The 24,308-nt window shown below is 32.8% G+C and carries 25 protein-coding genes; 19 read left to right on the top strand and 6 right to left on the bottom strand.

Annotated features, from left to right (window positions below; translation table 11 throughout):
• Positions 1–28 precede the first annotated feature (28 nt).
• Positions 29–556: an inorganic diphosphatase gene (locus H2O64_RS01070; RefSeq protein WP_187560280.1), complete on the bottom strand. Its 528-nt coding sequence runs from the start codon at positions 554–556 to the stop codon at positions 29–31.
• Positions 557–845: 289 nt separating this feature from the next.
• Here H2O64_RS01070 and H2O64_RS01065 point away from each other — a divergent pair, with 289 nt between their 5' ends.
• The 4 genes from H2O64_RS01065 (at position 846) to H2O64_RS01050 (ending at position 5,379) form a co-directional block, all read left to right on the top strand.
• On the top strand, positions 846–2,534 hold the full coding sequence (locus H2O64_RS01065; protein ID WP_187560279.1) for a helix-turn-helix domain-containing protein: 1,689 nt from the start codon (positions 846–848) through the stop codon (positions 2,532–2,534).
• Between the two features lie 68 nt (positions 2,535–2,602).
• Complete coding sequence (locus H2O64_RS01060; RefSeq protein ID WP_187560278.1) at positions 2,603–2,848, top strand: hypothetical protein; 246 nt, start codon at positions 2,603–2,605, stop codon at positions 2,846–2,848.
• Positions 2,849–3,308: 460 nt separating this feature from the next.
• On the top strand, positions 3,309–5,021 hold the full coding sequence (locus H2O64_RS01055; RefSeq protein ID WP_187560277.1) for a response regulator transcription factor: 1,713 nt from the start codon (positions 3,309–3,311) through the stop codon (positions 5,019–5,021).
• A gap of 106 nt (positions 5,022–5,127) precedes the next feature.
• A complete protein-coding gene (locus H2O64_RS01050; RefSeq protein WP_187560276.1) occupies positions 5,128–5,379 on the top strand; it encodes a hypothetical protein in 252 nt (83 codons plus the stop codon).
• A gap of 78 nt (positions 5,380–5,457) precedes the next feature.
• On the opposite strand, the gene H2O64_RS01045 is transcribed toward H2O64_RS01050, so the two are convergent.
• From H2O64_RS01045 to H2O64_RS01035, 3 genes are all read right to left on the bottom strand, one after another.
• Positions 5,458–5,709: a hypothetical protein gene (locus H2O64_RS01045; RefSeq protein WP_187560275.1), complete on the bottom strand. Its 252-nt coding sequence runs from the start codon at positions 5,707–5,709 to the stop codon at positions 5,458–5,460.
• 274 nt (positions 5,710–5,983) lie between these two features.
• On the bottom strand, positions 5,984–8,506 hold the full coding sequence (locus H2O64_RS01040) for a DUF5686 family protein (RefSeq protein WP_187560274.1): 2,523 nt from the start codon (positions 8,504–8,506) through the stop codon (positions 5,984–5,986).
• Positions 8,507–8,582: 76 nt separating this feature from the next.
• Positions 8,583–9,560: a pyruvate dehydrogenase complex E1 component subunit beta gene (locus H2O64_RS01035; RefSeq protein ID WP_187560273.1), complete on the bottom strand. Its 978-nt coding sequence runs from the start codon at positions 9,558–9,560 to the stop codon at positions 8,583–8,585.
• Positions 9,561–10,093: 533 nt separating this feature from the next.
• Between H2O64_RS01035 and H2O64_RS01030 the strand changes: the two genes are divergently transcribed.
• From H2O64_RS01030 to H2O64_RS00995, 8 genes are all read left to right on the top strand, one after another.
• The gene (locus H2O64_RS01030; RefSeq protein ID WP_187560272.1) at positions 10,094–10,840 is read left to right on the top strand and encodes an electron transfer flavoprotein subunit beta/FixA family protein; all 747 of its coding nucleotides are present in this window, start codon (positions 10,094–10,096) and stop codon (positions 10,838–10,840) included.
• 84 nt (positions 10,841–10,924) lie between these two features.
• Positions 10,925–11,893 carry an electron transfer flavoprotein subunit alpha/FixB family protein gene (locus tag H2O64_RS01025; protein ID WP_187560271.1) on the top strand — a complete coding sequence of 323 codons (969 nt, stop codon included), beginning with the start codon at positions 10,925–10,927 and terminating at the stop codon, positions 11,891–11,893.
• Between the two features lie 95 nt (positions 11,894–11,988).
• The gene (locus H2O64_RS01020) at positions 11,989–12,630 is read left to right on the top strand and encodes a bifunctional nuclease family protein (RefSeq protein WP_187560270.1); all 642 of its coding nucleotides are present in this window, start codon (positions 11,989–11,991) and stop codon (positions 12,628–12,630) included.
• Between the two features lie 13 nt (positions 12,631–12,643).
• Positions 12,644–14,680, top strand: coding sequence for a NupC/NupG family nucleoside CNT transporter (locus H2O64_RS01015; protein WP_235982729.1), 2,037 nt, complete (start codon positions 12,644–12,646; stop codon positions 14,678–14,680).
• Positions 14,681–14,795: 115 nt separating this feature from the next.
• Positions 14,796–15,620 (top strand): thymidylate synthase, encoded by an 825-nt coding sequence (locus tag H2O64_RS01010; protein WP_187560269.1) that lies wholly within the window; start codon positions 14,796–14,798, stop codon positions 15,618–15,620.
• A gap of 22 nt (positions 15,621–15,642) precedes the next feature.
• On the top strand, positions 15,643–16,500 hold the full coding sequence (locus H2O64_RS01005; RefSeq protein WP_187560268.1) for an energy transducer TonB: 858 nt from the start codon (positions 15,643–15,645) through the stop codon (positions 16,498–16,500).
• 68 nt (positions 16,501–16,568) lie between these two features.
• Positions 16,569–17,411: an energy transducer TonB gene (locus tag H2O64_RS01000; protein WP_187560267.1), complete on the top strand. Its 843-nt coding sequence runs from the start codon at positions 16,569–16,571 to the stop codon at positions 17,409–17,411.
• A 73-nt stretch (positions 17,412–17,484) separates the two neighbouring features.
• Positions 17,485–18,078 (top strand): GNAT family N-acetyltransferase, encoded by a 594-nt coding sequence (locus H2O64_RS00995; RefSeq protein ID WP_187560266.1) that lies wholly within the window; start codon positions 17,485–17,487, stop codon positions 18,076–18,078.
• 54 nt (positions 18,079–18,132) lie between these two features.
• Here H2O64_RS00995 and H2O64_RS00990 read toward each other — a convergent pair whose 3' ends face one another.
• The gene (locus tag H2O64_RS00990) at positions 18,133–18,429 is read right to left on the bottom strand and encodes an isoamylase early set domain-containing protein (RefSeq protein ID WP_187560265.1); all 297 of its coding nucleotides are present in this window, start codon (positions 18,427–18,429) and stop codon (positions 18,133–18,135) included.
• A 348-nt stretch (positions 18,430–18,777) separates the two neighbouring features.
• On the opposite strand from H2O64_RS00990, the gene H2O64_RS00985 reads away from it, so the two are divergent.
• The 5 genes from H2O64_RS00985 (at position 18,778) to lspA (ending at position 22,930) form a co-directional block, all read left to right on the top strand.
• Positions 18,778–19,266 carry an energy transducer TonB gene (locus H2O64_RS00985; RefSeq protein ID WP_187560264.1) on the top strand — a complete coding sequence of 163 codons (489 nt, stop codon included), beginning with the start codon at positions 18,778–18,780 and terminating at the stop codon, positions 19,264–19,266.
• Positions 19,267–19,279: 13 nt separating this feature from the next.
• Complete coding sequence (locus tag H2O64_RS00980; protein ID WP_187560263.1) at positions 19,280–20,215, top strand: dihydrofolate reductase; 936 nt, start codon at positions 19,280–19,282, stop codon at positions 20,213–20,215.
• Between the two features lie 167 nt (positions 20,216–20,382).
• Complete coding sequence (locus H2O64_RS00975; protein ID WP_235982727.1) at positions 20,383–21,393, top strand: DinB family protein; 1,011 nt, start codon at positions 20,383–20,385, stop codon at positions 21,391–21,393.
• 123 nt (positions 21,394–21,516) lie between these two features.
• Positions 21,517–22,407, top strand: a complete 891-nt coding sequence (fabD, locus tag H2O64_RS00970) for an ACP S-malonyltransferase (RefSeq protein WP_187560261.1) — start codon at positions 21,517–21,519, stop codon at positions 22,405–22,407.
• A gap of 16 nt (positions 22,408–22,423) precedes the next feature.
• Entirely contained in the window at positions 22,424–22,930 is a 507-nt protein-coding gene (lspA, locus tag H2O64_RS00965; protein WP_187560260.1) for a signal peptidase II, read from the top strand.
• A gap of 9 nt (positions 22,931–22,939) precedes the next feature.
• Here lspA and H2O64_RS00960 read toward each other — a convergent pair whose 3' ends face one another.
• Positions 22,940–23,410 (bottom strand): hypothetical protein, encoded by a 471-nt coding sequence (locus tag H2O64_RS00960; protein ID WP_187560259.1) that lies wholly within the window; start codon positions 23,408–23,410, stop codon positions 22,940–22,942.
• Positions 23,411–23,529: 119 nt separating this feature from the next.
• On the opposite strand from H2O64_RS00960, the gene H2O64_RS00955 reads away from it, so the two are divergent.
• On the top strand, positions 23,530–23,766 hold the full coding sequence (locus H2O64_RS00955; RefSeq protein ID WP_187560258.1) for a class I lanthipeptide: 237 nt from the start codon (positions 23,530–23,532) through the stop codon (positions 23,764–23,766).
• 164 nt (positions 23,767–23,930) lie between these two features.
• Positions 23,931–24,116 (top strand): hypothetical protein, encoded by a 186-nt coding sequence (locus H2O64_RS00950; protein ID WP_187560257.1) that lies wholly within the window; start codon positions 23,931–23,933, stop codon positions 24,114–24,116.
• Positions 24,117–24,308 lie beyond the last annotated feature (192 nt).

Genomic DNA, 24,308 nt, shown 5'->3' with positions numbered 1-24,308 from the left:
TTTTTTAATTTACGGTGTAATCTTTTTTTTATATTGAGAAGTCTCCCTTTATTTTGTGCTCGCTAGACTCGTATCGTTCAATGCATTTATCAACGATATCATAGGCTTCATGGGCATTTCCCCATCCGCCAACATCTACTTTCTTTTTTTCTAAATCTTTATATACTTGAAAGAAGTGTGTAATTTCTTTTATTCTGTGCGGATTCAAATCATCAATATCATTGTAGCTATTCCAAATTGGATCACTTACAGGTACACATACTATTTTTTCATCGGGTCCTTTTTCGTCAGCCATGTGGAAAACTCCAATTGGTTTTACTTCCATCACACACATTGGAAATGTAGGTTCTGTTCCTAATACTAATACATCTAATGGATCACCGTCAAGTGCTAGTGTTTCAGGAATAAAGCCATAATCGCCAGGATACATCATTGATGAGAATAACATTCTGTCGAATCGAATTTTCTTTAATTCAAAGTCATATTCATATTTGTTTCTACTTCCTTTTGGAATTTCAATCAGTGCATCAAATGTTCTTTTCTCTTTCGCTGTCATATCTTCAATTTTTACGCTTCTTTTCAAATCGGGTGCAAATTTATGTAAAACACTTTGACTGACCAATGTGTACGGATTATATTTTTATTAGATTTGTATGATTCTTAGCTGAATTTATAACTTTTTCTATTGTTAGTAGCACTTAGTACCTTCAATCGAATATTCATACTTTATATTTTTACTTTTTATGCGCTTTATAATTCCTCCAACTTATTTAAGGCTATTGCTGCTTTTTTGCATATATACCTCAACTCAAACATTTTATGCCCAAGAACAAGAAGTTGATTCCTTGGCGAAGTATTCATACAAAGAACTTAATAAGTTTTATTTAAAATATTTATATAACGAGTCTAACAAAGCAAAGATATATGCAGATAAGCTTTTTGAAAATGCACAGAAGAAAAATGATTCATTAAAATTATTTTACGCCTACAGGCGCTATGCAGTTTTAGAGAATAACAAAGGAAACCATGATCAGGCAGTTGAATATATTGAAACAGCAAGAGACATTGCCACAACACAATTAAAAGACCGCAACCTAGAAGTTCTGTCCATATTCCTAAAAGGAAAAATTTTATATGATTACGGCAAATATGAAGAAGCTTTTGAAAACTATAGTATTGCTTATAGTTTTTATAAAGATTCGAATCCTCGTATGACATATATGGTTTCTCATAATATCGCATTAGTAGAAAATATTTTAGGAGATCAGGAGGCTGCTTTAAAAATTCTGCTGAAAAATTACAACTATTACAATTCATTCTCCGAAGAAGAACGAAAATCTAATTCTTATTCCTATTCGTACTTAAGTACATTAATAGCACTAACAGACACTTATGTAAAATATGCTGCAAATGAAGAAGATTTAAAAAAAAGTTTATTAGACTCTGCTGAAATCTACAATGAAATAGGCTTAAAAGAATCACTACGTGTTGATAATGTTTCTCGATATATTTATTTTTTAACCGAATATGGAATTATAAATCATGAAAAAGGGGAGTATCAAAAAGCTATTTCTGAATTAAATATTGCAGAAAGAAAAGCAATTCAACAAGGTGAAAAAGTCTTACTTACAAGTATATATTATTACATTGGAGTCAGTTATAAAAAACTTGGACAAGAAGAAAAAGCAATTGACTTTTTAAGAAAAACTGATTCTGTATCCCAAAAAAATGTTGCCAATTATATACTTCTAGACAGAACATATTATACACTAACAGATTTTTATAGTAAAAAGGGTGACGGAAAAAACACTCTTAAATATTGGGAATTATATAAAGAGAACAGGAAAATTAATGAGCACGTTAGCAAAAGTGTAAAAAGCGCTATTCGAGATCATGACATGGAAAAATTAGAGGATCAAATAAAAAGATTAATAGCAGATCAAGAAGAAAAAGAAAATAACTATACTGTAGCTCTGATCATAATTATCGTTCTTATTTTCCTTTTCTTACTATTTCTAGTATACAGTAAAGGTAAACAACGTCAAAATGAAGCTAAGTTTCAGAATCTCTTAAAGGAGTTGAAGACAAAGAAAGAAATTGTTCCTGTAAAAAAAGAAAAGTCAAAACCTACCTTAACTATTGACGAAGAAAAAATACAACAAATTCTTACTGCTTTAGACAAGTTTGAACAAAAGAAACTTTTTCTAGATGTGAATTGCGATTTAGCATTTGTCGCAAAAAAAGTAAAAACAAACAAAGCGTATTTATCAAAAGTAATTCATTCGGAAAAACAACAGAAATTTATCCAATACATTACAAATTTGCGAATTACTTTTGCCTTAGAAAAATTAAAAGAAGACAAGCTTTTTCGTTCGTATGATATTAAGTCTATTGCTTCAGAATTAGGTTTTAAATCACCAGATTCGTTCTCTAGAGCTTTCAAGAGTAAAACAGGCATATATCCTTCTTATTATATTAAAAACATCAATAAAATCAACACCTCAGAAGACATTCAAGAACCTTTAATTCGATAATTACAGGGTGTTTTGTTTTGTTTTTACACTTAACACAACTACTTTCGAGCTCACTAAAACATATTGTCATGAAGAAACAAAAAAAATTAAATTTAGGAAAGATTAAAATTGCAGGAGTTAACATTATTAACTCTTTAGTTGGTGGAGTCACTACGCATTGTCCAACAGGTGATCAACCTCATGAACCTACCTGTACATGCGCTAACTCATTTGAATGTGATACTTATAAATATTGCCCTACTACAATTAAAACAGTATCAGAAAGCGATGTTTGTGGTGGAGACGGAGAAACTCGAGACCATGCAATATGCTAAAGTATTTTAACTCCTAGTATTGTAAAAACAAAAATGCATCAAATATATGTTGCATTTTTGGTCTAGTTTTTGACACGGTATAGCTTACTAATTAATTTCAAAACAAAATGAAAACAAAACACTAAATTTAAAAAAAATAGAGTTTCTAATTTTCAAATATTGAAAATAGTTGGAGGGACTTTACAAACAATAGCAGAAACGGATCGTTGCACTGACACAAGAGGTCCAAATCAAAAATTAAGTTTTCCCTTAAATAAAACACACAAAAGCGCATGAAGAAATTTATGCGCTTTTTTTATTACCAAAATGAATTCCGAAGTGAAACTGAAAAACATAGATTGTTGTACTAAATATTAATAAGATAAGACCGCTTTTAGTTGCTTGCATTTTTAGTATTTTAGCTTTCTGACTTTATTCTATACTTTTTATAATTATGTATAGAATGCCATTCTCTTGTTTCATGATAAAAAACATATTTTTTCTACTCTTTTCACTATTTATCTTTCAAACAATTGCAGCACAACAAACAGATGATTCTTTAATAGATGTATCATACGATTCTTTAAAGAGTTTATATAAACAATATCGTTTTTCAGATTTAGAGAAAGCTAAAAAAGTAACTATTGCATATTATAAGAAAGCTGTTTTAGAAAAAAATGATCATGAAACATCACGCGGAAGTTTTTTAAACGCCATTGTTTATGACGCTTTAGGTCAGCAAGATAGTGCTCATTATTTTATAGATATTTATATTTCAAGATCCACTGACGCTAATAGTTATGTAAACGGAATTTATAAAAAAGGTGTTATTTATCATAATGCCAAAGCGTATAAAGAAGCCATAGAATACTACTCAAAAGCGTATGATTTGCTTAAGAATACAGACGAAAAAGTCAAATTAGCAAAAATATCAAACAGTGTTGCTATTTTAAAAAGCGATCTTGGTTATAGAAAACAAGCGTTGGAATATTTTAAAGAGAATTTAACTTTTTATGAAACGTCCTCGGAAAGCAATCCATATAAGTTATCATATTTCAATACGCTTTTAGGACTTAGTGATACGTACGCGAAGCTTTCCGAAGATTTTCCAGCACTTCGCAATGTGTATTTAGATTCGGCAGAAATTGCAAATACTAGAGGTTTAAAAGAAAGCTTGGAGGCAAATGATCTTGAAGTTTACAATTTATTTTTAACGCTCAAAGGAATTATTCATCAAAAGCGAGGAAATTTGATTGACGCTCTTACACATCTAGATAGTGCAGAGCAATATGCCAAAAAATTATCATTCCATAAACAATTGCCTGTTTTATACTTGTATAAAGGGAAAAACTTCTTTTTAAAAGAGCATTACAAAAATGCAGTAACGTATTTATTGAAAGCGGATAGCACTTATCAAAAAGAAGCAAAAATTTCTCCTTTTTTTGAAGAAACCTATATTCTTCTGGCAAAATCTTATGACGCTCTGAATGATCAAAAAAATGCAGTAAAGTATTATCGTCGTTTTGAGGAAAAAGACAAAGAAAATGACCAAAGAGTTCGGGAAGCATCTGAAAATGTTTATACGCAATATGATATTCCATCTTTTAAGAATAAAATTAATCAACTTGAAAATCAATCAAATAAACAAGAACAATTATCACAAACATTGATATATATAAGTTTGGGATTGCTGGCATTACTCGCCTTAGGTTTTGTGTTTTATAGAAATAAAGTACAGAAATATAAAAAGAGTTTCAACGCTATTTTGGCAACACTCAACACAACAGAAAAGACTGCTCCCGAAGAAGATAGTTCACAATCTTATACGATAAAAGATGAAAATATTGCCAAGATTTTACAAGGTTTGGCAAAGTTTGAAGAGAAGAAATTGTTTCTGCATAAAAATTGCACTATTAATTTTGTAGCAAAGAAAATTCACACGAATAAAACGTATTTATCTAGAACATTACAATCGCACAAGCAAAAAAAGTTTGTACAGTATATTACCGATTTACGGATTGATTATGCATTGTCTCAATTAAAAAATGACGCAACTTTTAGAAAGTATGATATTAAATCCATTGCAGCTGAATTAGGTTTTAACACGTCTGAATCCTTCTCGAAAGCCTTTAAAAAACGCACTGGAATTTATCCTTCTTTTTATATCAAAAACTTAAATAAATTAAAGGAATAATTACTTGCTTAACAAGTCGTATTTGCGCAAATACGATAGCTTCTTCTTTGCGTTTACGCTATTTTACCTTTAGTTTAGAACGCATTAATCATTCATACAAAATCTCATGAAGAAGTATAAAAAACTAGCACTTAAAAAATTTAAAATTGCCAAATTAGCACACACACTAAACATAAAAGGTGGCGCTTTAACAAATACTAATTGCGGAGAAATTTCAGGCGAAACCATTGGAGTCACGTCTTGTCTCAACGATGTTTGTAATAATGAAACACACGAATTTGACACTTGTCATACTCAAGGTACTATAAATACGCGTACGAGTGATTCATTAGGAGATTATTCTATCAATATTATGTAAAATAAAGAAACTGAATCTGAGTTGAAGAAATACATTTCAAGCATTAGATTCAGTCTCTTTTATCTTCTTATTTAGTTCCTATTGACAAAATACACATGTTTCCCCACAAGTAATTTTCTGAGATTCTCCACATTGTCCATTCGGGTCAGAAGGACATATATTACTTGCGCCTCCACATTCTACATCACAGGATTGTGAACCACCATCACAGTTAGTATCATTGGTTCCTGGACAGAAATACGAAAACCAACCACCAGTTACTTCATTAGAGTTTAAGTTAGAAACCATTTTTTTGTTTAAGGCTAATACATTCACTTTTCTTTTTTTCATGATATAAGTTTTATACGATTAATAATGATTCAAATGTATTGTTCAGCTTGAAGGTTTCCAACAAGAGAATGTCGTGTTTGCGCAAATTCGACTTCTATTTTAACAATTAAAGTATTGATATTCAATTAATTAAAAATTTATCGCTTCATTTATAAAGGAAAACAGCTCTTCGTTTTATTTTTTTTGAAAAATTATTTTAGTTGAAGTAATAACAAACAAAAACGGTCATAATTTTACAATTATGACCGTTTATTTATTTTATAAGAAGTGTCTTTTAGAAGTGAAATCCAAATGCGCCTGTGACTCCAAATTGTCGTGCGTCAATATTGTTTTTGTAGTTTCCTCTAAAGTTAAAATCGATTCTAAAGACTTTAAAGATGTTTCCAATTCCGAGTGAATATTCCCAATAGATTTCTTTATTCGGCGCAATACCTTCGGGTGTAATGCTACTAAACGGCAAGCTTTGAAATGCTGGAACATTCATGGCTACGTTTTCATCTGAAATTTGTCCCCAAACTCCACGAATTCCTATGATTTCTCTTAAATTTAATTTTCGTAAAAACGGAATTCTTGAAAAAATTCGTCCATTAAAGTTGTGTTCTATGTGTAAAGAAGCATACGTATCGGTTACAAATTCATAAAAATTCAATTGTGAGAATGTGTTATGAATAGAGAAGTACGCTTGATTTCCTGGTACTACGTTTAGTAAACTTAACGGAACAGTTCCAAACGTTTTCCCTGCTTCTAATGTAGTGAATGTACGTCCAAAACCTCCTAATTGAAATGGTTGTCTGTAAAATAATTGAACTCTTGAATAGTTAAAATCACTATTAAATAATCCTTCCACACCTCTACTATAATTTAGATAAATTCGTGGAAAATTATCATTCACTACTTTTCGTTCTACACCATGACGAATGGTTCTTCTTCCAGGTGTCATGTCGATAGAAAAGTTTACTTCCGATTGTACCAATCGATCATTAATTCCATTTGGTGCTTGTGGATCAAGGTAAGACAGACTAAATGTTGTTGGCGATGCAGAACGCATCGTTTTGTATGAACTTCCCAAACGCATGGTAATATTTTTCCATGGCTCCATTTGTACAGCAAACGTTGATAAATTAATATTTGTCAATCGGTCACTATTTCCACTTGCAAATAATGCAGATGAAGCAAAACTTCTTCCTAAAACATTATCATTTACGGTTAAACTCACACCTGTTTGTTCCACATCTCGACGATTTCCTGCTGAAATAATCAATCTGTTTCTTGGGTTTAATAACCATTTTCCTGAGATTCCATATTTGAATCTGTTGTCTTTAAAACCATACGCGCCATATCCTTCAACTCTCCACTTGTCGTTTGGTCCAAAATAGGTTCTTCCTCCTGCACGCAACCTAATTCCTTCTACATCATTGAATCCGAACGTTGAGAAAATCGGCCCATAATCGATGTTGTATTTATCAAATTCTACATAACCAGAAGCTAAAATAGAAGCCAAATTATACAAGCGTTTGAACTTTGGAACTGTTTTTAAAGTATCTAACATTTTGTAGACACCTTTTTCATCTTTGTTTAATTTTTCTAAACGATTGGTTTCCCAGAAAGCATCATCGCGTTCGTAAATTTCTTCGTTAAACGGATTGATTTCTTTTGCATAGAAGCCAGACGGTTTTTCTTCATCAAACACATAATTATCAAATAAAGTAGTACGCTTTCCATACACACCTTTTGATTTTTCTTTTTTGTTTAATGCGAAATCAGACAGCATATAATCGCGTTTCAACAAGAAAACAGAATCATTGACAACATCAAATTCTTGCTCAATGTAAATCTCTTTTACCCAGTTGATATTGGCGCTTTTACTTGCTTGAAGGTTTATTTTTTTGATCGCAAACGTAGAATCATTCACCCAAAAATCACCTTTAAAAGTCAGTTCGTTTTTTCGTCTAGGATAGTATACAATATTGTAACACAGCTTGTTATCAATATACGCCGTGTCGACCAATACATAATTATAAGTATTGATTCCTGTTCGTGATAATGGACTTGTAAAGCTCTTGTCAAAAAACTTTAAATAATTATCATAAATATCATACTCAGCATATAAATCTTTGATAAATGCTGTAATGGTTTCGTTGCTACTAAATCCTGAATTTTTGTTTCCGAGTAAATCTTCCTTTTCCTTATTTTTGACATTATCGCCATATACTTTGGAAACCGCTTCATTAATAAAGATTGGCAAATATGTTTTTCCTGTAATGCGTGAAGTATCTATTTCACTGAAGATGAATTCCATTCCGCGAAACAATCTACTTTTCATCATCGCGCTGTCAATTGTATTTAAATCAAACTCTACTTTTTCGTACTTATCATACGCGTATTGCTTGAACTGATTGACACCATTGAAACGTTTTCGGTCCCAAATTTTTCGGAGAATATCAATCGCTGGATTGTTCTTTTTGGATTGCTTTCCTGAAACAATGACAACGGCTTTCAGTTTTTCACCTTCTTCCAGCACAATTTCCATTTTGTAATTAACCTTTTTAGTTAATTTAACTTCTTTTGTAGTATAACCCACAAAAGAAAACACAACGATATCGTACGTTTTATCGGATTCTAGGTAAAATCGCCCATCTTCATTACTAATTGTTCCAACAATGGAATTTTTAAATACAACATTGGCAAATGGCACAGGTTCTCCATTAGTATCTTTGATTAATCCACTTACTTTCGTTTGAGAAAATCCTGAATAGCAGAAAAATAGGGCTAATAAACAATAGAATGTAGTCTTCAAATTTTTATCTTTTTAAAAACAAAAACTTCATCAACAAACATGCCGATGAAGCTTTTACTATGTTAAAAGTACATTTTTATTTGTACATAACTTTCTTTACAGCTTTGATTACGTCGTTTTTATTTGGCAACCATTCCTCCAATAAAACTGGTGAATATGGTGCTGGTGTATCTGCTGTATTTATTTTTTGAATTGGTGCATCTAAGTAGTCAAAAGCTTCTGCTTGAACTTGATATACAATTTCGGTAGAAACATTTCCAAACGGCCACGCTTCTTCTAAAATTACCAATCTATTTGTTTTCTTTACTGATTTTATGATGGCTGCACTGTCCATTGGACGTATGGTACGTAAATCGATCACTTCACAAGAAATTCCTTCTGCGGCTAATTCATCTGCAGCTTTGTACGCTTCTTTAATGATTTTACCAAAAGAAACAATGGTTACATCAGTTCCTTCACGTTTAATATCTGCAACACCTAATGGAATTGTGTATTCGCCTTCTGGAACATCTCCTTTATCGCCATACATTTGCTCAGATTCCATAAAAATAACTGGATCATCATCTCTAATAGCAGCTTTTAACAAACCTTTTGCATCATATACATTAGATGGAATTACCACTTTTAAACCTGGACAGTTTGCAAACCAACTTTCAAAAGCCTGAGAGTGTGTTGCTCCTAACTGACCTGCCGAAGCTGTTGGTCCACGAAATACAATAGGAATATTTAATTGTCCACCAGACATTTGACGCATTTTTGCTGCATTATTGATAATTTGATCAATTCCTACTAGTGCAAAGTTGAATGTCATAAACTCAATGATAGGCCTGTTTCCGCCCATGGCAGAGCCAACTCCAATACCTGCAAAACCTAGTTCTGCAATTGGTGTATCAATAACTCTATCTGGTCCAAACTCATCAAGCATTCCTTTAGAGGCTTTGTATGCTCCATTATATTCGGCAACTTCTTCTCCCATTAAATAAATGCTATCGTCAGTTCGCATTTCTTCGCTCATAGCTTCAGCTACCGCTTCTCTAAACTGTATTGTTCTCATACAATTGATGTTATTTTTAAAAAAGTGAAAAACAAAAATAACAATTAATTCTAAAAATGAGAGTTACAAAATCAAACATTTCTCAAAGTCCTGTCTTTTTGTGATATCTTTAGGAAATTCAGTAAAGGATTGCAGTATATTTTAATTTTCATCATTAAAATCATGAGAAAAAAATTAGGCGTAGCCTTTAGACTACTTCTATTTAAAAAAAGATCAAATACTTCTTCTGTAAATAAATCCTAGATCGTTTTTTTACAACGCACCTTCACTTCTATATAGTAGAATGAATAAAAACTTCATTGAAAACGATTGCGTTTAAGGAATTTCTATCAAATCAGAGAGAAAAAATGTAACTTCATTATTATAAAAATATGATAAATTAGATTCAAAAGAGCTTATATATTGCGGATAATGAAACAAAATGAGCCAAACATAAAAAATAATTGAATTTTACTATGCATGCATAGCATTTTTAGAGAAATTATCAGTATCTTCGTAAAAATTTTCAAAAACATTCAAAATATATAATACCAATGAAGATATTAGTATGTATTAGTCACGTACCTGACACTACTTCAAAGATCAACTTTACCGAAGGAGATACTAAATTTGATACCAATGGTGTACAATTTGTAATTAACCCAAATGATGAGTTTGGATTAACACGCGCTATGTGGTTCAAAGAAAAGCAAGGAGCATCTGTAGATGTTGTTAATGTTGGTGGTACAGAAACTGAGCCTACATTACGTAAAGCATTAGCCATTGGAGCTGATGGAGCCATCCGTGTGAACGCAGAAGCGACAGACGGATTTTTTGTTGCTAAACAATTAGCTGCCGTAGCAAAAAATGGTGGTTACGATTTAATTATTGCTGGAAGAGAATCTATTGATTATAATGGAGGAATGGTTCCGGGAATGCTAGCAACGTTAATTGAAGCTAATTTTGTAAACAATTGTATCAGTCTAGAAGTTGACGGAACAGCTGCAACAGCGATGCGTGAAATTGACGGAGGAAAAGAAACTTCAAACACTTCACTTCCATTAGTAATTGGTGGACAAAAAGGATTGGTTGAAGAAAGTGATTTGCGTATTCCAAACATGAGAGGAATCATGATGGCACGTAAAAAACCATTAAATGTCATTGAACCAACAGACGCAGCTAAAGAAACAACAGCTGTAAAATTTGAGAAACCAGCACCAAGAGGCGCTGTAAAATTAGTTGATGCAGCTAATATTGATGAATTAATCAATTTACTTCACAACGAAGCGAAAGTGATTTAGTCAAATGACTAAATCATTCCGAATTTATTTCGGAATCTTTTCAACTAATGTTTCAATTATTTAATTTTTAAATAGAAAAAAATTATGTCAGTTTTAGTATATACAGAATCAGAACAAGGAAAATTTAAAAAAGCAGCTTTTGAAGTTGCTTCTTATGCTAAAGAAGTTGCAAATCAACTAGGAACAACTGTAACTGCAGTTGCTATTAATGTTGAAGATGCTTCTGAATTAGGAAACTATGGTGTAGATAAAGTATTAAATGTATCAGCAGATACGTTAAAAGACTTTAATGCCAAAGCATACGCATCAGCAGTACATCAAGCAGCAACAAAAGAAGGAGCTAAAGTAGTCATCGTAAGTTCAAGTGCAGATAGCAAAACATTAGCACCTATTTTAGCTGTTAATTTAGAAGCTGGATACGCTTCTAATGTAGTTGCAGCACCAACAAGCACAAATCCGTTTACCGTAAGAAGAACTGCTTTTACAAACAAAGCATTCAACATAACAGAGATTAGCTCTGATGTAAAAGTTGTTGGAGTTTCAAATAACTCTTTCGGATTGGTTGAAAATTCAGGTGCCGCAGCAGCAGAATCGTTCGCGCCAAGCTTAGATGATTCATTATTTGGTGTAAAAGTAGCATCTGTAGATAAAGTATCTGGAAAAGTAACCATTGCAGATGCAGAGGTTGTTGTATCCGCAGGAAGAGGAATGAAAGGTCCAGAAAACTGGGGAATGATTGAAGAGTTAGCCGATGTATTAGGCGCTGCAACAGCATGTTCTAAACCAGTTTCTGACTTAGGATGGAGACCACACGGAGAACACGTTGGACAAACTGGAAAGCCAGTTGCTTCTAACTTATACATTGCAATTGGAATTTCTGGAGCCATTCAGCATTTAGCTGGAATTAACGCTTCTAAAGTAAAAGTTGTCATTAATACAGATCCAGAAGCGCCTTTCTTTAAAGCGGCTGATTACGGTATTGTTGGAGACGCTTTTGAAGTAGTTCCGACACTTATCGAAAAATTGAAAGAATTTAAAGCGAATAACGCATAATTTTTTTTAAATTGTGCCCAACTAAGGGCTGTCTAAAAATGGGTAATCCCTTCTTTTAGACAGCCTTTTTTTTATGTCAATGTATTCAAAGACACATGAGTTTAGTAAAACTAAATATTAAGGGAATTTCATACAGCCAAACACAAAATGGAGCGTACGCACTAATTTTGAACGAGGTTGATGGAGACCGAAAACTACCAATTGTAATTGGCGCATTTGAAGCGCAATCAATTGCCATCGCACTAGAAAAAGAAATAAAACCTCCACGACCATTAACACACGATTTATTCAAAAATTTTGCGGATCGGTTTGATATTGTTGTAAAACAAGTAATTATTCACAAATTAGTGGATGGCGTTTTTTACTCAAGTATTATTTGCGAACGCGATAAAATTGAAGAAATCATAGATGCGAGAACTTCCGACGCCATTGCGTTAGCACTTCGTTTTGACGCGCCTATTTTTACATACAAAACAATCTTAGATAAAGCTGGTATTTTCTTAAAGTTAACTTCCAAAGAAGAGGAAGAAGCTGCCGAAAAAGAAAGTATTGTCGTTGATGAACTCTTCACAGAAGAAGATGATATGGACGTTGTAGAAAGTGTTGAAGATAATGCATTAACATCGCTTTCACTTCAAGAATTATACAATATGTTAGATGGCGCTGTCGCAGATGAAGATTATGAAAAAGCCGCCAGACTTCGAGATGAAATTTCTAAGAGAGAAGACAAAAAATAAAACACCTATTCAAATGCAAAAATTTGTAGCAAGTATTATTATGATGTGTTGTGTGCTTTTTAGCGTACAGGCACAAGAAGTTGAAATTGATGGAACGTGGAATTTTAATAGCATTCAAAATTCTTTAAACGAAAGCATCATTCCTACGACTGCTAATGACCAACTTACATTAGATAAAGGAGAATTTCAATATCAACTTGCTGCAAAAGACAACTTAAAAGCTAGTGGTGATTATATTTATCAGAATAATTTATTGGTTTTTTATTACAATACGCCAACAGATACCATCCGCAAATACAAAATTACTTCACTCACCGATTCTACTTTAGTATTTAATGAAAAAGGTGTTTCGTATCAATTTACAAAAGAAAATATCGCAAAAGCTGATGGTGCAAATTGGCAACTGACGAGTAATATTGTGTATGAGGATCTTAAAAAATATCCTGACAGTATTAAGGAAACAAGACAATTCTCAAAAGGAAAAGATTTTTTAAGTCTTAATAAAGATGGTTCATACATAAGCAACCTAGACAATACATTCAATAAAGGATATTGGTTGCAAAACAATAATTTATTGGTATTTAAACAAAAAGTTCCAACAAATATTGACGTTTACTACGAGATTATAGAAGAAACAGAGCAAACCTTGAAAATCAAAAAAGGTGCGAATCAAGTTTATTCTTTTGTATCAAAAAACCATCCTGATTATATTGTTCCAACTACAGTTGAAAGTACAATTATCGAAAGTCAAGGTATCTCATTCACGAGTCTTTGGAGAGGTATTTTAGGAATGATTACCTTAATCTTTATAGCGTTCTTATTCAGTAAAAACAGGAAAGCAATTAACTGGAGAACGGTTGGTATTGGATTAACTTTTCAATTATTAATTGCCATTGCCGTATTAAAAATTGATTTCGTTAAAACTATTTTTGAAAGCGTAGGTCAAGTTTTTATCAACATTCTAGATTATACAAGAGCAGGAAGCGAATTTTTATTTAGTGGCGTAATGGACGTGAATTCATATGGATTCATCTTTGCGTTTCAAGTATTACCAACTATTATCTTCTTCTCTGCCCTCACTTCTGTATTATTTTATTTAGGAGTTATTCAGAAAGTTGTAAAAGGAATGGCTTGGGTATTGACAAAAATCTTAGGAATTTCTGGAGCTGAAAGTTTATCCGTTGCCGGAAATATCTTTTTAGGTCAAACAGAAGCACCATTATTGATAAAAGCCTATTTGGAAAAAATGACGCGTTCCGAAATTCTGCTCGTTATGATCGGTGGAATGGCAACAGTTGCAGGAGCCGTTTTAGCAGCATACATCGGATTTTTAGGTGGAGACGATCCGGCTTTACGTTTATTTTACGCGAAACACTTATTAGCAGCTTCCGTAATGGCAGCGCCGGGTGCGATTGTGATTTCTAAAATATTATATCCACAAACGGAAAAAATTAATAATGATATTGAAGTATCACAAGAAAAAATAGGTTCAAATATTTTAGATGCAATTTCAAACGGAACTACGGAAGGTTTGAAACTTGCCGTAAATGTTGGTGCCATGTTATTAGTATTTGTCGCGTTCATTGCCATGATCAACGGAATTTTTGGTTGGATTGGTGATGTAACTTCCCTAAACGATTGGATGGCAGCAAACACACCGTATCCTAGATTTTCACTAGAAGCTATTCTCGGAACTGTTTTTGCGCCGTTAATGTGGTTAATTGGTGTTGCGAAAGAAGATATGATGCTGATGGGACAATTATTAGGAATTAAATTAGCCGCCAGTGAATTTATTGGATACATTCAATTAGCAGATTTAAAAAATGCAGCAAACGCTTCGCACTTAGCGTATGATAAATCTATTATTATGGCGACGTATATGTTATGTGGATTTGCCAACTTTGCTTCTATCGGAATACAAATTGGAGGAATTGGCTCACTAGCACCAGGACAACGAAAAACATTGTCTGAATTCGGAATGAAAGCATTAATTGGAGGAACAATTGCTTCGTTAATTTCAGCTACTATTGCTGGAATGATAGTTGGATAAAGTATAGTTAATAACCTATTAATAAAATACAAACGCTTTGGTTTATAATCAACGCGTTTTTTTTATTTTTACACACTACAAAAATTGTGTTGCACCATTATTAAAAGAAACCATCATGAGACAATATTTAGACTTAGTCAAACATGTACTAGAAAACGGGAATGAAAAAGAAGATCGTACAGGAACTGGTACCAAAAGTGTATTTGGGCATCAAATGCGTTTTGACCTCAGCGAAGGTTTTCCGATGGTAACAACGAAAAAATTACACTTAAAATCGATCATTCATGAATTGTTATGGTTTATTAAAGGTGATACGAATATTAAATATTTACAAGACAACGGCGTGAAAATTTGGGACGCTTGGGCAGATGAAAATGGTGATCTTGGTCCAGTATACGGACATCAATGGCGCAACTGGAATAGCGAAAGTATTGATCAATTAGCAAACGTAATTGACACCCTAAAAAATAATCCAGATAGCAGGCGTATGATGGTTTCTGCATGGAATCCGAGTGTATTGCCAAATACGAAAATTTCATTCAGAGAAAATGTAGCAAATGGAAAAGCAGCTTTGCCACCATGCCATGCGTTTTTTCAATTTTATGTAGCGAATGGAAAATTATCATGTCAACTATATCAACGAAGTGCAGATATTTTCTTGGGCGTTCCATTTAATATTGCTTCGTATGCGTTATTAACGATGATGATGGCACAAGTTTGCGGATATGAAGCGGGCGATTTCATTCACACATTTGGTGATGCGCATATTTACAGCAATCACTTTGAGCAATTAGCATTACAATTATCAAGAAAACCACGTCCATTACCAACAATGAAAATGAATCCAGAAATTAAGAGTATTTTCGACTTTACTTTTGAAGATTTTGAACTCGTTAATTACAATCCGCATCCACGCATCAAAGGTGCAGTAGCTGTTTAATATTATTACTTTACACACATTTATGATACACAAAAAATTACTAACAGGATTATTATTCTGTTTAACTATAGTATTAAACGCACAAACTGACGCCCCTAAAAAGCCTATTACTGCTGAATCAACAGTTGTAAAAGATTGTCAATACGAAGAAGAAATCTATGAATGTTCCAGAGAAAAATTACAGCGTGCTACGTTTGCATTTTTAACACCTTCAGATGTATTGAATGTGGCTAAAAGCACAAAACAAGAAATCATTTTTGTCAATATGAGTCTTGCGACTGATAACGAGGGAAAAATTGTCAAAGAGCGTTCTTCTTTAAAATTTCACGAAACTGAAATGAAGGCTTTAGCTGTTGAACCAACAACTCCTTTGGAAGATTTTCAAATTGAATTAGCGCCAGTATCCCAGAAACAAAATAGCTATATAGCAAGTCATTTATTCCTAAAAATAGATAGAGAAAATAATATTTTCATTCCATTATACGATCATATCCCAGAACGAGTTCCGTTTAGCGGTCCAGAAATAGGCGTTATATATCCAGGCTGTCAAAAAGCAACAACAAACAAAGAAAGAAAACGTTGTATGGCTGAAAAAATATCCGCTTTTGTGGGAGAAAATTTTAATACCCGATTGGGTAAAAAATTAAAATTAGACGGTATTATAAGAATTTATGTTGTTTTTAAGATAAATGAACAAGGAAAAGCTGTTGAGATACGCTCTAGAGCTCCACACCCTGAGTTGGAAAAAGAAGCAATAAGAGTTGTGAGAAGACTTCCTCGAATGCAACCAGCTGCCATAGAAGGTGTTTCTGTAAATGTATCGTACACACTTCCAATTGTATTTAAAATAAAATCTTCACGAAAAAGAAGAAAAAATTAGTTATCATCGCTTTCAGTATACTTAAACATTATTACACTTTAATTTCACACTTTTTCCACCAAAATATTATGATGAAAAAATATCTTTTTACGGCTTTACTATTTTCTTTAGTATTTGTTTGCAACGCACAAGATTCATTTATAATAGAGCAAAAATCTACGCCACCACCGCCACCACCAATTGTGGAAGGTTGTGAAGAAGAAGAATACAGATCTAAATGCGGAGTTGACAAACTGAACAATGCTGCTTTTGAAGCCTTAAAAGCTACAGATATTGAAAAAATAATTGGGCATACACAAAAAGATATTATTTTCATGAAAATAATCTTAAGTTATGATATTGATAAAAAGTTGCTTCTTGAAGATTCTTCTATAAAATTTCACGAAAGTAAAAGGAAAAGTTTTGGAGTCCCTTTAAGTTTTTCACTTAATGAGTTGCCATTTGCGCTAAGCTCAACTTCTTTTAATCAAGAAGCCATTATGAGTAGTTCTCTTTTTTTAAAAATTGACAGAGCTAATAAAAAACTAATCCCATTATACAATTACAAACCTAAAAGAAAATCATTTAGTGTTCCTGATAAGTTTGCCATCTATCCGGGTTGTGAAGATCAAACTACGTTTGCAACACAAAGAAAATGTTTTGGATCTTCTATTTCTAAACATGTTTCTGAGAATTTCGATTTTGAAGTTGTTGAAAAACTAGATATAGAAGGCGTCGTAAAAATGTATGCTTCGTTTAGCATTGCGGAAAATGGTTCGCTCACAAATGTTAATGTACGTGCGCCACATCCTATGCTTGCGCGTGAAGTAGAACGTATTATAAAAATGCTTCCTGAAATAAAACCAGCTTCTTTACGAGATACTCCAGTTTCCATACCGTATACATTACCGATCGTTTTTAAAGTAAATTAGTATTAAAAGCAGCATAAAAAGTTTGACTTACAAGAATGATTTGTAACTTAGTTATTCAAGGAATTTATCATATATGATATTATTAGACTTCAAGAAAAATTATATTTTAGATAACGGTTTTGTACAATTGCGACCTTTACAGGCAGATGATTATGAACATTTGTTACCGTTTTCACTCAAAGAACCTGAGTTATGGAAATATTCACTGACACCAGGCAACGGAGAAGCAAATCTTAAAAAATATATGGAATTGGCTTTGGAAGGAAGAGCCAATGAAGAAGCCTATCCTTTTATTGTGTATGACAAACGCTTTAAAACTTACGCAGGCACTACCCGATTTTACGATTTTCACCAAAATCACGAAACCGTTTCATTAGGATATACTTGGTATGGAAACGAATTCCAAGGAACTGGCTTAAACAAAAATTGTAAATTCTTACTGCTTCAATTTGCTTTTGAACACATGAAAGTACAGCGTGTGGAATTTAGAGCTGACAATAATAACAAACGTAGTATTGCCGCCATGAAAAGTATCGGCTGTACCGTGGAAGGCGTGTTACGAAGTAATTGCGCTTCCGTAGATGGCAGACGCGACAGTATTGTACTCAGTATTTTACGCTACGAATGGTTTAGTCGCGTGAAACGAGAGTTATTGAAGAAGTTATAAACCAACAAAGCCTTCTAGTTTCCTAGAAGGCTTTGTTATAAAAGTTGAATCAAATTATAAACTTAAAACTCCGTTTTCTGCGGCTGCATAGTCATTCCACTTATACGAATCTGCTTGTTCGTCGTTTGTATATGCGCCGTCAACTAAATATCTAAATTCATATTCGTTGTCTTTTTCTAAATCAACCGTTCCTTTAAAAGTTCCGTTTTTTAACTTTTTTAAGCTTGTTGCTTCTGTATTCCATTCATTAAAATTTCCAACTACAGAAACCGCTTCTGCTTCTTTTGCTGCAACACTAAATGTTACTTTGCAAAGTGGTTTGCTTTTTAAATATTGTTTTTTAATTCCCATAATTTCAAGAGTTTAATAAGGTCAAATGTATATAAGAATTTTTGGCAAACATATAATTAATCCCACAAAAATGAAAGAATTATGATTTTGATAAAAAATAGGTTTCAAAACAAAAAAGAATTGAAAAAAGGCGCCCTTTAATTGACAGATTAACAACCCGAAAAACAGATGCTTTTCCCTTGATTTTCAGCGACATCGTTTTCGTAATTTTTACATTTTCATAAAACTGATCAAATTACATTCATCTAAAAAAAGTGCATTTCATAGTGAAACTTTATCTTTTCGTATCATCGGAATGTAGTATTCAAAAAAGAAAAGTATCTTTATATCATTAAAATTTATATCGTGATGAAAAAATTTATTATTCCTGCTTTATTTTGCCTAACAATACAAATTGGGTTTGCTCAAAAAGCAACCGATATGTCAACACCTAAAGTTGCTGCCAATGGAACTATTCACTTTGCAGTGATGGATAAAGCACCATTGTTAGAAGGTTGTGAAAACGCAAGTATTTCAAAAAAGCAAAATAAATGTACTGCTGATAAAATTGAAGATTTCATTCAAAAAGCATTCAACAAAGACATTGCACGTTCCGTATCTAACCAAAGAAATGGCGAAAATAATACTGTATACATTCGTTTTATTGTAAACAAACAAGGAAATGTGGAAAATGTTGGTGTACGCACAAACAATAGTTCACTAAAAGCCGAAGTACTAAGAATCGTGAAAACCTTACCTGCATTTTCTCGTGGAACGCATCAAGGAAACGCTGTAAATGCTGCGTATTCACTAACGCTTCAAGCAGATAGATTACTTAGAAATGCTGTAAACGACTAGAAAACCCGCATACATGTTTGGCAAAAAAAATAAACCTACCACACAAATCGATCAAGAACAACTTGCTATCATTGAAAATGCTCAAAAGCGTATTCGACAAAAAAAACGTCTGTACTATCATTTGGTCATATTTATTATTGGTTCTGCACTTCTAGTACTTTTAAATGTCGTCTTAGGATTTGGAGAAGACATTACACTCTTTGGAACGCAATGGTTTGTATGGGCAGTATTGGCTTGGTTATTTTTCTTCCTATTTCATGTATTTGATGTATACATTACGAATAAATTCATGGGGAAAGATTGGGAAGCAAAACAACTTGAACGTTTAGTTGCACAACAAGAATATCGTATTGAAAAACTCAAACAAAAATTCCTAACACAAGAAACTAAAGTTGCCGAAGAATTAGTAAAACAAGAAATTGAAAATACACCTCAAACTGACGCAATTACAGATCGAAGTTCTTTATCATTAATTGTTGCTGCCGCAGAAAATAATGTCATTGGAAAAGACAATAAATTGATTTGGCATTTAAGTAACGATTTAAAACGGTTTAAAAAACTAACGTCTGGTCATCACATTATTATGGGACGTAAAACATTTGAAAGCTTTCCAAAACCGCTTCCAAACAGAACACATATTGTCATTACACGACAAAAAGACTACAAAGTCCCCAAAGGTGTTATTGTGGTGCATTCTATGAAAGAAGCTGTCAGTATTGCGACACTTAGCGATGCCGAACCTTTTGTAATTGGTGGTGGCGAAATATACAAACAAGCACTTCCATTTGCTACAAAAATAGAATTAACACGTGTACATCATGAATTTGAAGGCGACACCTTTTTTCCTGAAATAGAACTTAAAGACTGGAAAGAAGTAGCAAACACTTTTCATAAAAAAGATGAAAAGCACAATTATGAATTCTCTTTTCTTACTTATGAAAGAGTATAATTAAAACAACTATATTTACACATTACATGAATACTCTCAATTTTCTTTCAAGAAAGAGTTTAGCACTCTTTTACACCCTTTTCATTCTTATTTCTTTTAATTCATACGGACAAGATAAAGTTTGGACATCATTTTCTAGGTCGATCAAAATGACAACCGATACGAAGTTGAAATTTAAACTTACTGCTTCTGTAAAACTGGTTGGCGGAGATCAATCTAGTTGGGCTTCTATTTGGGCTAGAGTTGATAATAAAAATGATGAAGATGGTTTTTTTGACAATATGGGCGATAGACCTGTACTATCTGATACTTGGGATACATACGAAATCAACGGTTATATTGATGAATACTCGAGTTCGCTAAATTTTGGTGGAATTTGCATGTATAATGGAAAATTTTATTTTGATGATTTTAAACTTTATATCGAAAACAAAAATACGGGAGCGCTAGAAGAGGTAAAGCTAGACAATCATGATTTTGAGAAAAAAATCACTGACAATAATATTCTTGATTGGAAAAATAAAAACCCTATGCTTACTGATGAAATCAAAAAAGGATATGGTTTCAAATTAGTAAAAGATGATCCTTCTAAAAACAATTCTCTTTGCATTGAAGGAAAAAATATTAAAATTGATCAAACCTATATAATTGGTGAACGAGAAGGATATTCTCCACAAATTGGCACGTTAATTTCTATGTTGAATAATTTAAGTGCACGCGTAGAACGTGTCGTGAAAGATCTAGATCAAAGACAGCTAGATCATTTACACGATGAAAAAGCAAATTCTATTGGTGCCTTAATTATGCATTTGGCTGCAGCCGAAAAAATATATCAATTATACACTTTTGAAAATAGAGGTTTCAACGAAGAAGAAGAAAAATTTTGGGGACCAGCATTAAATTTAGATGATGCAGGAAGAGAAGCTTTTAAAGGAAAAGATGTAGCCTATTATTTGAAAATTTACAAAGAAGTAAGAGCAAAAACATTAGAAGAGTTTAAAAAATTAGACGACAGTTGGCTTGCAAAAATTCGTCCAGGATCTACGGATAACAATCATTATTATTGGTTTCATGTCATGGAACATCAATCAAGTCATTTGGGACAAATATTATTCTTAAAAAAGAGGATTCCGCCACCACCAAGTATCAATTTAGAGCAAAAAAAGAAAATAGATTAATTACTACAAAAGGTGTTTGGATAAAACTAATCCTTAACTTTCTACAGAATTGCTTATTTTTGCAAATAAAATTTAAACAAAATACCACTTCTTCACTATGTGAAGAAACCAACACATACACACATGAAAGCATACATATTTCCAGGGCAAGGTGCTCAATTTACAGGAATGGGATTAGACCTTTACGAGAAGTCTGATGTTGCACAACATCTTTTTGAAGACGCAAATAGTATTTTAGGATTTCATATCACGGATATTATGTTTGAAGGTTCTCCGGAAGATTTAAAGGAAACGAAAGTAACGCAACCAGCGATCTTTTTACACTCTGTAATTTTAAGCAAAGTTCTTGGCGACAGCTTTCAACCAGAAATGGTTGCAGGACATTCACTAGGCGAACTTTCTGCTTTGGTTGCAAATGGAGCTTTGACGTTTGAAGATGGTTTAAGACTCGTTTCTCAACGTGCGTTGGCAATGCAAAAAGCTTGTGAAATTCAACCAAGTACAATGGCAGCTGTTTTAGGCTTAGACAACGAGGTTGTTGAAAAAGTATGTGATGAAACTCCCGGAATTGTCGTAGCTGCAAACTATAACTGTCCTGGACAAATTGTAATTTCTGGAGAAATTGAAGCAATTAATGCTGCTTGTGAAACCTTAAAAGAAGCTGGCGCTAGAAGAGCTTTAGTGCTTCCTGTTGGTGGCGCATTTCACTCTCCTTTAATGGAACCTGCTCGCGAAGAATTAGCAGCCGCTATTGAAAACACGACGTTTAGCAAACCAAACTGTCCTATATATCAAAATGTGACAACTACAGCAATCATTGACGCTGATGAAATCAAAAAGAACTTAATGTCACAATTGACGGCTCCTGTAAAATGGACACAATCTATTCAACAAATGATTGCAGATGGCGCGACTTCATTTACAGAGGTTGGACCTGGAAAAGTATTGCAAGGATTGTTGCGTAAAATTGATCGTTCTGTATCGGCGCAAAGTGCTACTTTCGGAGAAGAATAAGTTAATAAAACTACCTATGAAAATTTCCAGATCGCTAAGGATGTTGTTGATTTTTGGACTGATTTTAATGAATGTTGGTTGCGATCAAGTTTCAAAATCTGTTGCCCGAACTCATATTAACGCACGCGAAACAATTTCTGTAATTGGCGAGTATGTTGTCCTCATGAAAATAGAAAATAAAGGTGCTTTTTTAGGATTTCTATCTTCTATGGAAAACCCTATTTTGAAAGTTATCTTTCTCATCATACTTCCAATTGCTGTATTACTTTTTATCTTGCGAATGATCATTATCAGCACTGATTTAGATAAGTACATGATTTTCGGGTTGTGTTGTATTATCGGTGGCGGAATCGGAAATTTATACGACAGAATCTTATATCGCTCCGTAACCGACTTTATGCATATTGATTTAGGTGGAATTTTCAAAACAGGAATTTTCAACATGGCAGATGTTTCCGTCATGCTCGGAACTGGGTTGCTCATTATTTCATTTATCAAACGAAAAGAATTTTCTATATCATAAATATAAAACCTAGTGAATGCTAGTTTTTTTTATAGGTATTGCTATCATTTTTGCTTCAAAATTCATTTCATCTGGACCATCAATCATTATTCTCACATATAGTCCATCTTCTTTTTCATAAAGGTAAAATATATAATCATGTTGATGTTGCCTTTTTGTTTTAAAATGTCTAAAAGGAACATAATATTGATTCTCATAACTAATTATAAAATCATTCTCTCCATAATTATGTGGAATCGCTTTCGTGTCTATTCCATCAAAAACTAAAACATAATCTGTATTCTTTAAAAAGTCGATATCATCTTTATAAAACTTGGTACTCATCGCATATTCAACTGTAATCTTTTCTTTCAGTAACGGTGCTTCTACTCGAATTGTTATAGAATTTAATTTCCACAGTACTACAATTTCTCTATTTATAAAAAATAAAATGTAGATACATGCGGCTAGAAAGAACCCGATAATAATTATTCTTTTCAAATCTTAATTTTAGCATTTCAGATAAAGATATGTCTAAATGTTAACTACGGCATTCCCGTACACAATTTCTATTCTTTTTTTATAATTTAATGGTATTGTATAACCAAAAACTTTATATCATGAAAAAAAGAATCACAAAATCATTGACACTTCGTAAAAAATCAATTTCTCATTTAAACCATGATCAAATACATGGAGGACTTGTACAAATCACAAAAATTAATGTCTGTGGCTCACAAATTGACGCTTGTCCATCTGCGCTTGCTTGCACCTATTTTCAAACTTGTCAGACATTAAACAATACATGTCCAACACTTAATTACGAATGTCAATCATTGGTAGAATGTACAAAGTAAACGATTTCATTAGGCGTAAAATAGTAAGCCTAATTGTTCTATTTCTTTTCAATGAAGAAATATTAATGTTTTAAACTATACTTTATGTTAACTACGGCATTCCCGTAATGACTTCTTGCACTATTTATTTATCTTAATCTACACATAACCAAAACTTTAAGACTATGAAAAAAAGAAATGTAAAATCATTGAAGCTTCACAAAAGTTCAATTTCGAAATTAGGAAACGAACAAATCAAAGGAGGAACAAAACTTCCACTTACAGATACATGCACATCTGTTATTGATGCGTGTCCGTCAGCTTGGGTATGTCCAACTGATTTACCTTGGAATTGCCCTTTTCCTTATTAAGAAAAGCTGCAAAATTAAAAAGGAGAAGTGAATTTCGATTCACTTCTCCTTTTTTAAAGTCATTTTTCTAAGAAACTACTTTATATATTTTTCCTCTTTCATCACAAAAACTACGTTTTCCATCGTGTTGATGTTTTTTGCAGGATCTTCATTAGCCGTTATAATAGTAACTAAACTGATGTCAATCTTTAA

This window comes from Kordia aestuariivivens (assembly GCF_014397005.1).
Lineage (GTDB): Bacteria > Bacteroidota > Bacteroidia > Flavobacteriales > Flavobacteriaceae > Kordia > Kordia aestuariivivens.
Note: the sequence above shows the minus strand (reverse complement) of the source record. Positions and strands in the feature narration are given on the sequence as shown.